This window comes from Ohtaekwangia sp., assembly GCF_036786105.1.
Classification (GTDB): Bacteria; Bacteroidota; Bacteroidia; order Cytophagales; family Cyclobacteriaceae; genus Ohtaekwangia.
In genome coordinates this window covers 54,825-69,338 of sequence record NZ_DAIQRQ010000017.1, presented here as the reverse complement: position 1 = coordinate 69,338, position 14,514 = coordinate 54,825, and the positions used below count along the sequence as shown (strand labels likewise).

Here is a 14,514-nt window from a genome sequence, read left to right as displayed (position 1 = left end):
ACTTTATCCATCTTTAGGTTTGGCGAAATTGAATAAACCTCCAAAGCGGGTAAGCAAGGCAATCGCAGAACCCAAAGCGCCAATCAACACATTTAAATCGCGGAATAAGTCTTGCTGGGCAATGGCTATAAAAGCCACCAGGCCAATCAGTAGAACAATCAATACAGACTGCACTATATTCCAGCTTCCTTTCTGGCTCAGCTCCTTTTCCATCTGTATTTCCTCATCTTCACTTACTACAGAAAGTATAAAGTTTCCAAAGCTTTTATTCATGATCTGTATAGAATCGTCTGCTGCGATCACGCCTTTCTGAAGCAACAAACGTATCGTTTTTACATTTTTCAGGTTTACATACCGGTCCTTTGCCAGATCATACAAAAGGAACTTCTCTGCGTTCGAGAATGAGTTCCACAGCGATTGATAATAGGCATCGGCCAGTTCTTCTATCTTTAGTACAAAGTTTTCCTGGCATGCATAAGTATCGGTACTCTCAAATGGAATGTGATGCTCAAGTGCTGGTAAAAATTGTCCGTGGTTAAGTTCTGATTGAACAAATTCATCTGCATTGGCCATCTTATTTTCCTTAGAAAGCGGCTGAAAATATAGTATAAATCCACTCATCACATTCTTCCATTGGCGGATAGCTTGTTTATAAATTGCAGACTCCGCTCCCTGAGGAGCACGTTGAAGGGCCTCTTCATAAAACTCAAAAATAGCGGTGGGCTGCATAGTAGATACGATGATGATCTTTTTGGAATCATCGTTAACGAGCCTCAAAAGTAATTGCAGCTTCTTATCATTCACATCATGGCTATTGATACCGTATTCAAAATGCTTTATAACAATCACTCCGGCATTCTGTGGAACGTTGATAGTATCCAGGTTAGTCCGCAGGTTAATAACAGATGAGAAATCCGCGAGCAGTGAATTTTTTCCTGCATACGGAAGCCCGACTAAAAAAATGCGGGGCTGTTTAGATAAGTCACCTGCCTTAATCTCCGTCAGTGAATCCTGAAGCAATCGAGTATCCAGCACAACGCCTAGCCCGAATATACTTCGCACGGCAAAACGCGTAACATGGAAGATGAGGTAAAAGAAACCAATGAGTAAAATAAAAAACAACACGAAGTAATTACTGCCGAGGAGATCGAAATGTTCGGCAGCTGCTGTATAAAACCAGGGCTTTCCGTCTCCCGGAGCAAATTTCATTGCTACTTTAGATTGATCCTCCGAATCAAACCAGCACCACACACTATCGCCTGCTGAAACCTGCAGTACAGGAAATGTTTTATCGAGTAATTTGTTTAAAGGTGGCCGCGATATAAATTCAAAATAATAGCGAAGCGTATCGCCTTGCAATGAATAGGATTTATTCAACTTATCGGATTTGAGAAAACCACCCACTATTCCCAGGTAATTACTCTTCTCCTTGAGTGCATCTATATCTTTTTTATAAGCTGCCAATTCAGTTTGAACATTCACATTTCGTTTGGTTTCGCTTTGAGCAATTTCCCATTGCAAATACTTGGTCCATGTAAGCGATTCTTCATGATAAGCCATTCGGTAAAATGCGAAAACCGGAAGCACTGAAACGGCAGCAAGCCACAGAAAGACCATTGTAAAGTATAGCTTCTGTGCATGCTTTTCTATAAACTCTGATTTTATGAGGCGCTTCAACGATTTCAAAAAATATCCGGTCAACAGAATGCCTGCAAAAACGATTTGTATCGCTACCATAAGAATCGCATCATCAATCAACCCGGCGATAAAATAGTTTACCAGCACAATCAGTACAATACTCAACCAGATAAAAGATTGACGTATTACTTTTGCTTCAGGGTCTTTTCGCAAAATATTTTCGCGTTCAAAAAGCAGGTATTGAAACAGGAGTATATATAGCGGCAACACCATGAATCCAAATGTAAACGCTGACTCGTGCCTCGCAAACAATAGAATTATTAACAAAATGTTTAGCATGGCCAATGCACCGACCGACCGAAGATATTTCTCTATTGTTGCCTCTCTAAGCACAGCGGCTTCTTTTGGTTCAGTCGATTGCTTTTCAGTAATTTTTCTGGGCCGCAGCCAACTTAAATAAAATCGCTTAACCTTAAGCTTAGTCGGGCGATATACACTTACAAATTGCAGCAGCAATTGTATGCCGATCAAAGCAAACATGAAAAGCATCAATACAAATGCATAGCCTACAGATAACACCAGAGGCGACTTGTAATAGTCCATGTCATAAAACGTAACCAGATATAGTGGCAAATTTCTAACAGGAAGTATATACATCTGATGTGTTCGGTGATCGTATGGCGCATTGAACGAAAGCTGCATTCTTCCGGCAACAGCCGCCACCAGCTTCTTATTTCGTTCAGTTTCGTCCAGAAAATTCTCCTGCATGTTGCGTTGCCTTTCTGAATGAAACCACACATCGCCATTATCACTCATGATGCAGAAACCGTAGCCAGGCGGAAGCAACGGATCCATAATGGAATGCAACCGTGTTGACATGGCCAGTACCCGGGCATCATTCTTTTTCAATGGGATACCAAAGCCGGCAGCATTTCTACCATTGCGATAAGACCGTATAGATTGTAACGAAAATTTTTTAGTTAAATCTTTCCCCGGCACAGTCCACAAGTTTCCGTCTCTTGCTTTTGTGAAGTATTCACGCGCACTCAGATTAAAACTATTTACAGATTGCGTTGCCAGCGTGAATAACTGATCGCCCCTGGCATCAAGCCACATCACCTGGTTGGTAAATTTGTACGTCAGAATTTTATTTAGTTTGAATGGATCGACTACCGATCGCACAAGCTTGATCGGTGGAATATTCGTTCTAATTGAATATGTATCCGTTTTGAAAAAATTATCATAAGCCGCAAGATTACTGTCACCCGGTATATTTACTTTATCCTGAATATTCCGAAGCTGATCGTAGATTTCATTCAACTCTTTGTCAAAATTTCCATTCACAGCGATAGCAAGCTTTTTCAATCTATTCTCTACAACTCCTTTATTGCTGAAGAAATGATTTGCAGATATGAGTATAAGTATAATGATTGCTGTGCCTACGATAATCGAGAAGCCTGTAAACCACACGTTGACAATGCGTAGCCGCTCCACCGCATTCATTACTATCAATTTCAGAATAGGCATCGCAAGCAATACAAACAATAGAATAAGAATGGCGAAGCTGATGGTATAGGTATCAACCTCATGGATCTTCTTATTAAAATTTGAATTTTTGACAGCACCGCATAAAATCCATGATTCGTTATCCGCAATCAGTATGCGCGTGGTAAAAATCTTATAGTCGGTTCCAAACAAACGAGCATCCACGATCGGACTGCTCTCCAAACCATGATCCAGCGCAAAAAGACTATCCATCTTTTTTAGCTCGATTCGGTTGTAGAATGTTTGATAACCGATGTCGGTAAATTTGGTTGATGCATCTTTATGCAGTGTTCTGATCAGAAAGAGATCATCGAAGCAAGATGACTTTGGAATAGCACTTGGGAGAAAATCGGATACTGCCATTCGCACCGTACAGCCGCCAGATGTTTTAGAAGAGAAGTAAATAGAGTCCAGGTCTTTATATTGCTGGTCTGCAGCGGTTTTGACACAGTATATCTTCTGCACCGCCAGAAGCCTAACCAGCGCAGGTTCGTTAGGTGAAACGTTCTTATAATTGTTAATCGTTGCTTCAAAGTTTTTGCGCAGGTCTATCGAATTATCCGCAGCCCTTTTTAACACACGATAATTCTGTGCTATTACTTCTGCCTGTCGGTTACTAACATACACAAGCAGGTAATAGGCAAACAATAGACCCACTACGATAATCGTAGCGATAACTATCCAAAACTTCTTCGTCAGGGCAGGCAGTTTCATAGGATCTCATTTATATACAGACCAACAGCTTCGCACATCCGGATATCTATTGCCACCTACTCCGGATGCAAATACAATATAGAGGATCGAAGGCGATCATCTCAATAAAAAACAGGCACCCTATATATATGCTACCGGTTCGCTTACTTCGAATCCTGTTCAGTGCTTGACTCAGGTTTCTTTCCCACGCTGCGCAGGTTTACAAGTTTATTCAACATATCGAACCAGAACGGAGCTCCCAGCGATACAGCCAACGCTGTTACGAGCAACCCGAATATTTTTGTTATCCAGTTATACTTGACGTCTTTCTGCCAGCCTACCGGCAGTGCAGTAGCGTCAAGCTCTGTTTTGAATGTTTTTAATTCTTTTACACTGGCATTGACTTGCTTCACGGCCTCGTCAGCATTTTTCCAGGGATGCAACGAATCGTATTTCGCTGCTTTGGCTTCATTTACCAGGTCTATGTAAGAAGAATCATTTACGATCTGCGATGCACGATCGGCAAGACTTTGTCGCACGGCAGGGTTTTCGTACAGGTAGCGGGCGAGATCAATCGAATCTGCATTAACCAGTACGGTTAACACCAGCGAGATACAAAGTATAATAACATGTGCTTTCTTTTTATAGGTACCTGATACGCGCTGCATGGCTTGGTCGAACCAGACTTCAATATCTTTCCGTACCTTATCAATCTCTCCGTTTGCTTCGGCTATGGACTGAAGTATATTTCGTTTCAGATCATCGTCAAGCAGGTTCGTATTGGTTACGGCTTGTTGCAGCGTATCGATAGTATAGGGCTTGTCGCTCAACTGGCGATGCACAATATCCAGTAAAACTTTTGCAAACTTATCGGCAGGTATATACGAGGCCATCCTTCCTTTGCCGGTAAGGCCATCAATAAGTTTATGTTCCAATATAGCATCGCCGGTTCCACCTTTTTTGAAGGTGTCTCGCACCCATTCATTCAGTACTCTCGGACGAAGTTTCAGAAAACTCGAAATAATTTCCTGTACGGCAGAACATGCCAGGCTGAGTAAAAAGTAAATGAATATCAAGCCAATAACGAGATCGAGAATAGCAAAGCCAGACATATAGGGTTAATTATTGATTTAAAACTTCGAGCAGATATAGCCTTGTAGCGACATCGAATATACCACTTATCGGCAGGTTTACCCGGGTGCTCTGCAATGCCTTTACTGCAGCTTCTGTCCTGGTGCCGAATATACCATCCGAAGTACCACAATCAAAACCGGCAAGCTTCAAAGCGTTTTGAAGTATCTTTACGTCATCGCCCGTGCTGCCGGGGCGAAGTGCTTTATCAGGAAGCACCATTACCGTGGATGTTGCCAGCCTGCGAAATCCTAACACATTGGCAACGGGAAAAGCGGAGATGGAAACCTGGTTGCCCTGATTGCCACCAAGGCAATACACACGCGTGTTATTTTTCGAAAAACCGAAAAATATACCTACGTGGCCTTTCCAGGAGTTGATGCTCTCGCGCCAGAACACTACTATATCACCTGGCTCGGGATTGTTATCTACACGCTGCCCTGCCAATAACCAGGAGCGTGCATCTGCTTTGCCGGTACCGCGAAGGCCGGCTTTTTTAGCACACCAGTTCAGAAATATACTGCACCACGATGTTTCATCATTATTGATATTGGTAAAGCCCGATTCCTGTGCATAGCGGACTATAGCTGCATTGTTTCCGGCACCGGGCACTTCTTTCTGGCCCAGCTCGGCTACAGCAATTTTAATGATACTATCCATTCGTAATATAACGTTCGCGTAAAGTGAAGAAATAGAAAGCAGGGACGATCAGCCTTGCGGCTGCAAAGAAGAGCAAAAACGGAACGGGCTGTTACGATTCAACCGGATACGGTGCGAGAGGAGAAGACTTGAGCGTGTTTCATAGACAGAGGGTTTATGTGAGCATAAGTTCAGTACAACCGGGGAATGATATAGCTGTTTGCTTTTTTGCTCCCGCACAAAATATAAAGCCAACGAAGCAATGCAGCGTTTGAATTGGTCTATAATACTACGCAGTATTTTGGTGGTAATCAACTGCTGATAGAAAATTAAAACCAAATTAACCTACTGCTGTTTATCTTGCAGTACAACCATGCATTCCTAATGAATAATTTTTTTTCGCTTGTTTTACTCATGACGCTATCACTGGCAGCACAGGCACAATCATTGAAAGTAATGACTTATAACATTCGTCTCGATCACGAATCGGATGGTATAAATCAGTGGCCGAAGAGAACTGAAAAAGTATATGCGCTGATCCGGAAATACAATCCTGATATACTGGGTGTACAGGAAGCGCTGCATCATCAACTACAGGATCTGCTAAACAACCTGCCAGGCTATACTTATGTGGGTGTAGGGCGCGATGACGGAAAAACAAACGGCGAATACTCAGCCATTCTGCTCAAGAAACAACGATTTACCATTACCAGACAAAATACATTCTGGCTTTCAGAAACACCCGAGGTGCCGGGAAGCAAAAGCTGGGACGCTGCCATTACGCGCATTGCAACGTGGGCCGTTGTACACGATCTCGCTTCGAAGAAAGATTTTCTGACTGTGAATACACACTTTGATCATATCGGTGAAGTGGCTCGCGAAAAGAGCGCTGTGCTGATCAAACAAAAAATAGCATTGCTGGGTAACGGGCTTCCCGTACTTGTAACGGGCGACTTCAACAGCGAGCCCTCGCAGTCGGCCTATACTACCATGATTAATGGAAATATTTTGAAATTATATACTGCCCGTCCTGCATCCGAAACGCAGGGAACGTTCTGCACCTTTTTTGTTACCCAGAATGCCTGCAAGGTGATCGACTATATATTTTATACGGATGGGTGGACAGCCAAAAATTACCAGGTTATTACTGACAATGATGGTGCATATTATCCTTCCGATCATCTACCGGTTCTATGTGAATTTTCGCAACAGTAATTCAGTATTTAACATTAATGCTAAAACAATCATCTTCTGCCTGTGCGAGACCCATAGAAGCAGAGGGAACAGTTTTTGCATTGAATAACACTGAGAAAAGTTATACCGAAAGTTCAATATACAGAGGGCTTCTTCGTTAACCTTTTTCGTATCTTCCAATCAATCTTTTCAATTGTCTGGCATGAGGCTGTTTGCGCTGTTTGTTTTACTCCTGGTTCTTTACACGGAACTGCGCGCGCAAACCGACACGACCCGGAACAGGATTCTTGACAACCGGCTTTCGAAGGAGGTAATAAAGACCATTTCAAAAAAGCCTGGTCCTGACGCTGAGATCACCATAAAAAGTGAAGCGCCTTTTCTGCCATATGAGGGCAAGATCATCCGTCATATTATTATCAACCACATCGGATTCGAGCGTACGATGTATGACTCTTCGCGTAGTTTCCGGAACCGCATTACCAAAGTTGCGAACTCCCTTCACTCTACTACGCGCGAAAACATTATCCGTAACAACCTGTTCCTTCGCGAGAATAAACCACTGAACCCCTATCGTGTAGCGGACAATGAACGTTATCTGCGCGATCTGGATTTCATTCTCGATTCCAAGATCATCGTGCACCGAATCAGCGAAGACTCGGTAGACCTGGAAATTGTAACGCGAGATGTGTTCAGTTTGGGCGGACGCGTGTCTACGTCTGGTATAGATGATTACCGGATCGGCCTCTATGATGCCAACTTGTTCGGTATGGGTCAGCGGCTGCAAACGGACATTGGTTTTATGGGGAACCGTGCTCCCTTTATTGGCTTTGATGTATTGTATCGCAAATCCAGTTTGGGTGGAAGTCTTATCAATGCAACGGTAGGCTATACTCAACTTGACAATGCACGAAGCCTCGGCAACGAAAATGAATATGCCTATTTTGTGCGCCTGGATCGCCCCTTGGTTTCACCGTACTCGCGACTTGCAGGAGGTCTTGAAGTGAGTCGTAACTGGTCGCGCAATGTATATCAGCATCCTGATAGTCTTTTCAGAAAATACAGGTATAACATTGAAGATGTGTGGGGCGGTTACAACTTCAGCATTGGCAATCTGGCACGAAACCGCGATCGGCATTTCATCGCAATCCGTTATTACCGGCAGCATTACTCGCAACAACCCAGGCAACCTCAGGAAGAATTTAATCCCATTTACAACGATCAAAAATTTGTGCTGGGTGAAATGACTTTCTATAATCAAAACTTCTATAAGACGCGCTATATATATGGTTTCGGAAGAACGGAAGACGTGCCTTATGGTAAAACTGTAAGCATTACCACAGGCTGGGTAAAAGAACTCGGCATGAAGCGAATGTATGCGGGAGCTTCCCTGGTGAAAGGATTTGTGAACAGGAACGGAAGCTTTGCTACGCTGCAAACCGGCATCGGTACATTCTTCACAAACAAAAAATCGTCTGACACTTTCTTCTATGTCAACGGAACGATGTATAGCAAGCTCTATGAGCCTGGCAAAGTAAAGATCAGGCATTTGGTACAGGCGGGATATGCGCGGTCGTTTAACAACGTTACACGCGAGCTGCTCACGTTGAATGATGAATTAACAGGCTTCGCACCCGACAGCCTTTATGGCTCACAACGCATTTCCCTCCGATTGGAGACGACACTTTTCACAAACTGGAAGCTGATAGGTTTCCGGTTTGCCCCGTTCCTGTCACTTGAAAATGCTATTCTGAAAGTTGTACCAAAGACGGCTGAGACACACGACTTTTTTTGGGGTACAACGGGTGGCGTGCGCATCCGAAATGAAAACCTGATCTTCGGCACGATTGAGTTGCGTGCTTTTTACTTCCCTACTGCTGTGAAGGGTGTGAGTGAATTCAGCTTCAAGATAAGTACAAACGTGCGGCTGAAATATAGCGGACGGTTTGTAAACCCGCCATCGTTTATACAGTATAACTGATGTTGTTAAAAATTTAATTACATCAACACAACCAATGCCAGGGCCGCAAAATCACCTTTCTTAAAGGTAGCATTATCGGTATAGTTGTTATCGCCATGACCTTTCTGAGCGATATAGTGTATGCTGAGCTTGCAATTCTTCTTGTTGAGATACCAATTCAAGCCGACATCCAGCGTCTGATCTTCGCCACTGAATTGTGCACCTTCATCGCCATCAAACGCTGCCACCATCACGCAAGGCTCCAGAAAGTATTTATCCTTCACAATAATGTTATACCCGGCCCGGATGTGAGAAGCTTTCATAACATGGCGCTGGCCTTCCTTATGTCTCTCCATGTACATCCACTCGCCATCAATGTTCCAGTTGTTATAATTAAAGAGCACATCAAACCCAGCGGCATAGTTAGCAGTAAATATATCGGTCTTGCCTTGCATGGAGCTGTTGAGACCGAGGGTTATACCTTTGCGTTTGCTGTAGTAATTGTTTGCATCATAATTGATGGCATACGTTTTCTTTTCAGGATCGCCAATGGTAAACGTTACACGATCTACTACCAGCGGACTCCAATATCGCCCGGTGCTTTCTGCAAATTGTGTAGAGGTTGTGTTGTTGCTGAATATACCAATGTTGTAATCGATCGTAACAAAATGTTTGGCCGTCATACCACCCAGGTTTATACCAGTGGCACGTCCGTAACTTTTACCATCAATATCCTGGCGTATATAGCTTTGCGTTGGCGATTTATCGAGCGAGTTTACAAGCAAGTCGCCAGTAACACACTCGCGGCTGATCTGCGGGTGAAAATAACCAAGTGTTACAGAAGCCATGTCGTTGTTGCTGAGGCGCCAGGTAGCATAGGCATCCAGTATACCCAGTGTACCGGTATTTGCTGACCCACGCACACCGCTGAATTTATCTTTCCCTATATTATCATACTGGATCATCAGCACGTAATTCAGTTTCTTATAGGGCTTGCCTTTAAAACCAATGCGCGCCCTGCGGATAAAAAAGTTCAGGCGATTTTGCACTGCTTCCATCGGGCCATTGGCAGTAAGCTGTGCTTTTTCACCTTGTGTATAAGCACTCCAGAATTGAAGACTTGCTACGGGTTGTACATATTTGAAAAGACTATCCGGCTTGATCCAATAATTTTCCTGTGCACGAAGCGGGCAATGGAGCAATAAAAAAGCAAGCGCTATAAAAGATCGTTTCATTGGGCAGGCAGGTCTTTCTTTTCATTAAAAGCTTTTGTTTGTCCATGCTTCGGCAGGCAACTGACCAATCATTTTTGTTTCGATGATCACCGATTTTTCTCGCTTCAACATTTCGTTTTCGCGTTCCAGTTCAACCTGGCGTCTGCGCATTTGCTCTTGTGTAGCCTGTAACTCTTCCTGGTTTTGACGAAGCTCTTCTTCCTGTGCTTTCAACTCTTCCGCCATTTGCTGGCTTTGTTCCAGCAAGCGCTTGGTGCGCTCGTTAATTTGTACTGTTGATACCGTGCTTGCTATACTTTCGGCTACCTTCTCTACAAAGCGTATCTCGTGGGGCCGCAACCTGCTGAAGGATGCAATCTCAATCACACCATATACCTCTTCATTATGGATCAGCGGAACGATGAGTATAGTTTCAGGAAGTGCTTCCCCCAAACCAGATGTGATAGCAACATAATTTTTAGGAATATCAACCATGTGAATGGTGGCCTTTTCCAACACACATTGCCCCACAAGGCCTTCTCCCATTTCTACTTTTTTCGACATGAATTTCTTCCGGTCGTAAGCGTACGTTGCAGCCTGCTCCAGGTATGCATCCTCTTCCCTATCGCCTAATACCGTCAGGAACAATGCACCCTGGTTTGCCTTCAGATACTTGATGAGCGATTTGATGATCTCGTGCGCCAGCTCCCGGGTATCGCCACTGTGTCCACGCAATACTTCGCCCATCTGTGCCATGCCTTCATTCACCCAATCACGAACGCTCTTTTCATCGGCAGCTTTCTTCAGGTTGTTGCGCATGTCGAGCAACTCGTTGCCAAGTATATCTGACTTGCTGAGCGGTTCAAAAGTCTGCACCAGGTTGCCCTTACCTATTTCTTTGGCAAAAGAAGTATAGCTACGCAGCCCTTTCACCAGCGAATTGAGTGAAGTGGTCATATCGCCCACTTCATCTTTACGAGATGAAGACACCTCTTCCGTTTGTTCACCACGCGCCAATTGCGCGAGTTTTTCTTTGATGGTAATGATCGCCTGCGTAAGGCGCGTGCTGAAGTAGAAAGATATCGTTAAACCCGTAACCAGTATCAGTATTGTAATCCCTACAATAGCAATCGAAACCTGGCGAATCTGTTTGGCTACATCGGCTTCCTTGGCGGCGATGGAATGCTCAATATGATCGGTATAAAAACCGGTGGAAATAATCCAGCCCAATGGTGCATACAAGCGTGAATACGAAAGCTTATTCACTACTTCACTGGAACCCGGCTTCTTCATGCTATATTCTACATACGCTTCGCCTTTGGCATTGCAAAGCTCGGAACGAACCTGGTATATATTCCGGTTGGTGTTGCGCTCTACGTTGTGCTTGGGATCATCCAGTACAACACCCTTCAGATTTTTCTTTTCGGCATGCATCAGCATGGTTGGGTAAGGTAACTTGTTATCCGTTACCCAAAAATAACCCTCACCCTTATCGAATCGTATTTGAGATAGTGTAGTCAGACATTTATCGAGCATTTGCTTTTTCAGAACATCTGCGGATACGGTACTATCAATCGAAGCCAGCGAATCCTGCATCTGCTTGTAGTTTACTTCCACAACACCATAGGCAATATCCGTGATGTGTTTGATATACATTTTGAGTTTGTTCATTTCATCCACACGATAAAACTCGATGTCGCTGGTTACTTGTGATTTTATCTTGGAGATAGCAATCGAACTGATTAGTACGGAAGGCACGAGTAATGCCAGACTAATCAGGAGTGTGATTTGTTGTTTGAGTTTCATAGAAGAGGGGGTAGAAATATATACAACTTACGAAGATTTCTAACACAATGGGATTAGAAATGAGCAATTGTCAAATTGTTCTTAGCAAGTGGTTAAAGACGCTAAAAACCGCATAAAAATGTAAAAAAGCCTTTATTTCTAAAGGCTTTTTCAAGGTATGAAGGAGAAAGGATGGTTAAATAAGTTTAAAGTTCAAGGGTTAAAGTTTTAAAAGACTACTCGGAGCGCAGGGCGTTTACGGGGTTAACGGTGGCTGCGCGAACGGATTTATAACCTACGGTAAGCATGGCAATAAGTAATGTAGCTCCCAGTGTAAGCAGAAATATAGCGGGGCCCAGTTCAATTTTGTACACAAATTTTTCCAGGAACATATTCATTACAAACCAGCCAAGTGGTGCTGCAAACAGAAAGCCCAACAGGATGAGCTTTATATACTCCTTCGAGAACATGAGCACAATGCTTTCTACAGATGCTCCCAGCACTTTTCTTACACCGATCTCCTTTGTTTTTTGGTTAGCCATAAACGTGGCTAAACCAAACAGGCCCAGGCAACCAATAAATATAGCCATGGAAGTAAATGCTGTAAGCAATACCGACAAGCGTTGTTCACCTTCGTAGAACTCTCCTATATTTTCATCGAGAAACTGATACTCAAATAAATGTTCCGGATAGGTGGCTTCCCATTTTGTTTTTAGTGCGTTAATCACGTTTTGTGCCTGGCGCATATCTACTTTTATTGCCAGCGTTTCATAATTTCTGATGCGGTTAAAGAGCATGGTGGCTTCGATAGGCTCATGTAACGACATGGTATGAAAATTCTTTACGATACCTACCACGGGAAGATCTTTACCCCATAGCTTGACAACTTTTCCGATCATATCAGTGGGGTTGTTGAAGCCGGCAATCTGGGCCAGTCGCTCGTTCACCAAAAATCCGTTGGCCGTATCGAGGTCTTGTACGTTCTGTCCTTCCAGCAATTCGATCTTATATAAATCCAGATAATTGCCATCGATCTGTTTTACCTGTGTTTCGTATGACTTGTCGGCACCCTGCACACGAAAATCGGTACTTGATACATGGCCGTACGATGGCGGGGCACTCGCCAGGCTGGTTGTTATAACACCAGGCACACGTGCCAATTCATCACGCAGTGTACGCATCTTGCTCACACCGGCACCAGGGGCATTGGGTTGTTCTTTTTCAGGGATGGGTGCTATAATGATGGCATCTTTTGCAAAGCCTAATTCTTTGGTTTGCGAGTATCGTATCTGGTTTACGATAACAATGGTACCGATAATGAGTACCTGCGATATACAGAACTGCAGTACTACCAAACCTCTGCGCAAAATATAGCCTGATGAATTTTTATTGGTGATCAGGTTCTTCAATGCCAGCACAGGTTTATAACCCGATACAACAAACGCAGGATATAGCCCTGATAATATGGACACCACAGCGGTAACAGAAAGCAGGAATACCCATAAGGCGCCATTTGTAAAATCAAGCGTCAGATTCAATTTCATAAACGGATTTACAAAACCGAGGGTGAGTTGTGTCATGGCCAGTGCCAATATCACTGCGGTAAGTGTAACCAGTGTGGTCTCACCTAGAAACTGTCGCACTAACTGGGCACGTGTACTTCCAAGTGATTTTCGAATGCCCACTTCTTTCGATCGTTTGATCGCTTCCGCTGTAGAAAGATTTATAAAGTTGATGCATGCCGTAATGATTAATATCAACCCAATGGCAGCAAAGCCCATAAGTGTGCTGCGCGTTACAGTACTTTCAGAATAGGTTTCAAAGCGATCGTCAAAATGTATCGTAGTTAAAGGCACTACAAAAAATTCTGATTTAGCCTCTGAATTATCATTACCCAGATATTTTTTGGAGAATGCAGGCATGCGTCTTTCCACATGTGCGATCAACTCTTGCTCCTTTAACAAAAAGTAACAATGCTCACCACTCCAGATGCTCGTCCATCTGCTTTCATCACGAGCTTTTTTTATGGTGCTGTAAGAGAGCAGCAAATGAAACGGAAAATCAGTATTGGATGGAGCATCTTCCATCACAGCTGTTACGCGATACTCCTGGTCATCGTACTTTAATACTTCGCCAACGACATCTTCTTTACCGAAATATTTTTTAGCCCACGATGCGGCTACAATTGCCTCGTTGGGTTCGTCCAGCGCTTTATCGGCATTGCCGGAAAGTATAGGGCGATCAAATACTTTAAAATACGATGGCTCTGTGTAGGCTATACCTTCATCTTCCTGGTACTTTTTGTACTCACCGTTTCGTTCGGGTATAGATACAAGCGAGCTTCTGCCTTTTGAAATAAATACTACTTGTTCAGCTTCAGGGAAATCAGTACGAAATGCATCAGGCAATACAGCCGGCACACCAGACTGATATTCAATACCATTGTTACCTTGCCATTTATTCACCACGCGGTATATACGGTCGCGCTTCGATTGAAAATTATCGTAGCTGCTCATATACAGCACCATCAGAAACAACACCAGGCTACACGCTATGCCCAGGGTAAGTCCTGCCAGGTTGATAACAGCAATGCCTTTATTGCGCAGCAGGTTTCGGATGGCGGTTTTAAGATAATTTTTAAACATAGTTATTAGATTTTCAGGGCCCATCGTCCTTCTTTCAACATCGTGCCATACCGGATTATGTATAAAACATGCG

Annotated in this window: 8 protein-coding genes; 2 read left to right on the top strand and 6 right to left on the bottom strand. The window is 43.5% G+C overall.

Annotated elements, in window-relative coordinates; all coding sequences use genetic code 11:
- Positions 1 to 3: 3 nt before the first annotated feature.
- From V7Q33_RS10130 to V7Q33_RS10120, 3 genes are all read right to left on the bottom strand, one after another.
- On the bottom strand, positions 4 to 3,897 hold the full coding sequence (locus tag V7Q33_RS10130) for a hypothetical protein (RefSeq protein ID WP_333819763.1): 3,894 nt from the start codon (positions 3,895 to 3,897) through the stop codon (positions 4 to 6).
- 143 nt (positions 3,898 to 4,040) lie between these two features.
- Positions 4,041 to 4,988: a coiled-coil domain-containing protein gene (locus tag V7Q33_RS10125; RefSeq protein WP_331983434.1), complete on the bottom strand. Its 948-nt coding sequence runs from the start codon at positions 4,986 to 4,988 to the stop codon at positions 4,041 to 4,043.
- Between the two features lie 10 nt (positions 4,989 to 4,998).
- Positions 4,999 to 5,667, bottom strand: coding sequence for a C40 family peptidase (locus V7Q33_RS10120; RefSeq protein WP_333819762.1), 669 nt, complete (start codon positions 5,665 to 5,667; stop codon positions 4,999 to 5,001).
- A 363-nt stretch (positions 5,668 to 6,030) separates the two neighbouring features.
- Here V7Q33_RS10120 and V7Q33_RS10115 point away from each other — a divergent pair, with 363 nt between their 5' ends.
- Together V7Q33_RS10115 and V7Q33_RS10110 are read left to right on the top strand one after the other, a co-directional pair.
- Complete coding sequence (locus tag V7Q33_RS10115; RefSeq protein ID WP_333819761.1) at positions 6,031 to 6,861, top strand: endonuclease/exonuclease/phosphatase family protein; 831 nt, start codon at positions 6,031 to 6,033, stop codon at positions 6,859 to 6,861.
- Positions 6,862 to 7,042: 181 nt separating this feature from the next.
- Positions 7,043 to 8,818, top strand: coding sequence for a hypothetical protein (locus tag V7Q33_RS10110; protein WP_333819760.1), 1,776 nt, complete (start codon positions 7,043 to 7,045; stop codon positions 8,816 to 8,818).
- A gap of 17 nt (positions 8,819 to 8,835) precedes the next feature.
- On the opposite strand, the gene V7Q33_RS10105 is transcribed toward V7Q33_RS10110, so the two are convergent.
- The 3 genes from V7Q33_RS10105 to V7Q33_RS10095 form a co-directional block, all read right to left on the bottom strand.
- A complete protein-coding gene (locus V7Q33_RS10105) occupies positions 8,836 to 10,032 on the bottom strand; it encodes a porin (protein ID WP_333819759.1) in 1,197 nt (398 codons plus the stop codon).
- Positions 10,033 to 10,056: 24 nt separating this feature from the next.
- Positions 10,057 to 11,817: a cache domain-containing protein gene (locus tag V7Q33_RS10100; RefSeq protein WP_333819758.1), complete on the bottom strand. Its 1,761-nt coding sequence runs from the start codon at positions 11,815 to 11,817 to the stop codon at positions 10,057 to 10,059.
- A gap of 215 nt (positions 11,818 to 12,032) precedes the next feature.
- Positions 12,033 to 14,441: an ABC transporter permease gene (locus tag V7Q33_RS10095; RefSeq protein WP_331983446.1), complete on the bottom strand. Its 2,409-nt coding sequence runs from the start codon at positions 14,439 to 14,441 to the stop codon at positions 12,033 to 12,035.
- Between the last annotated feature and the right edge of the window lie 73 nt (positions 14,442 to 14,514).

Bases quoted from the DNA above. Each gene is read 5' to 3' on its own strand.
- V7Q33_RS10130 (WP_333819763.1), bottom strand. From the start codon at position 3,897: ATGAAACTGCCTGCCCTGACGAAGAAGTTTTGGATAGTTATCGCTACG.
- V7Q33_RS10125 (WP_331983434.1), bottom strand. From the start codon at position 4,988: ATGTCTGGCTTTGCTATTCTCGATCTCGTTATTGGCTTGATATTCATT.
- V7Q33_RS10120 (WP_333819762.1), bottom strand. From the start codon at position 5,667: ATGGATAGTATCATTAAAATTGCTGTAGCCGAGCTGGGCCAGAAAGAA.
- V7Q33_RS10115 (WP_333819761.1), top strand. From the start codon at position 6,031: ATGAATAATTTTTTTTCGCTTGTTTTACTCATGACGCTATCACTGGCA.
- V7Q33_RS10110 (WP_333819760.1), top strand. From the start codon at position 7,043: ATGAGGCTGTTTGCGCTGTTTGTTTTACTCCTGGTTCTTTACACGGAA.
- V7Q33_RS10105 (WP_333819759.1), bottom strand. From the start codon at position 10,032: ATGAAACGATCTTTTATAGCGCTTGCTTTTTTATTGCTCCATTGCCCG.
- V7Q33_RS10100 (WP_333819758.1), bottom strand. From the start codon at position 11,817: ATGAAACTCAAACAACAAATCACACTCCTGATTAGTCTGGCATTACTC.
- V7Q33_RS10095 (WP_331983446.1), bottom strand. From the start codon at position 14,441: ATGTTTAAAAATTATCTTAAAACCGCCATCCGAAACCTGCTGCGCAAT.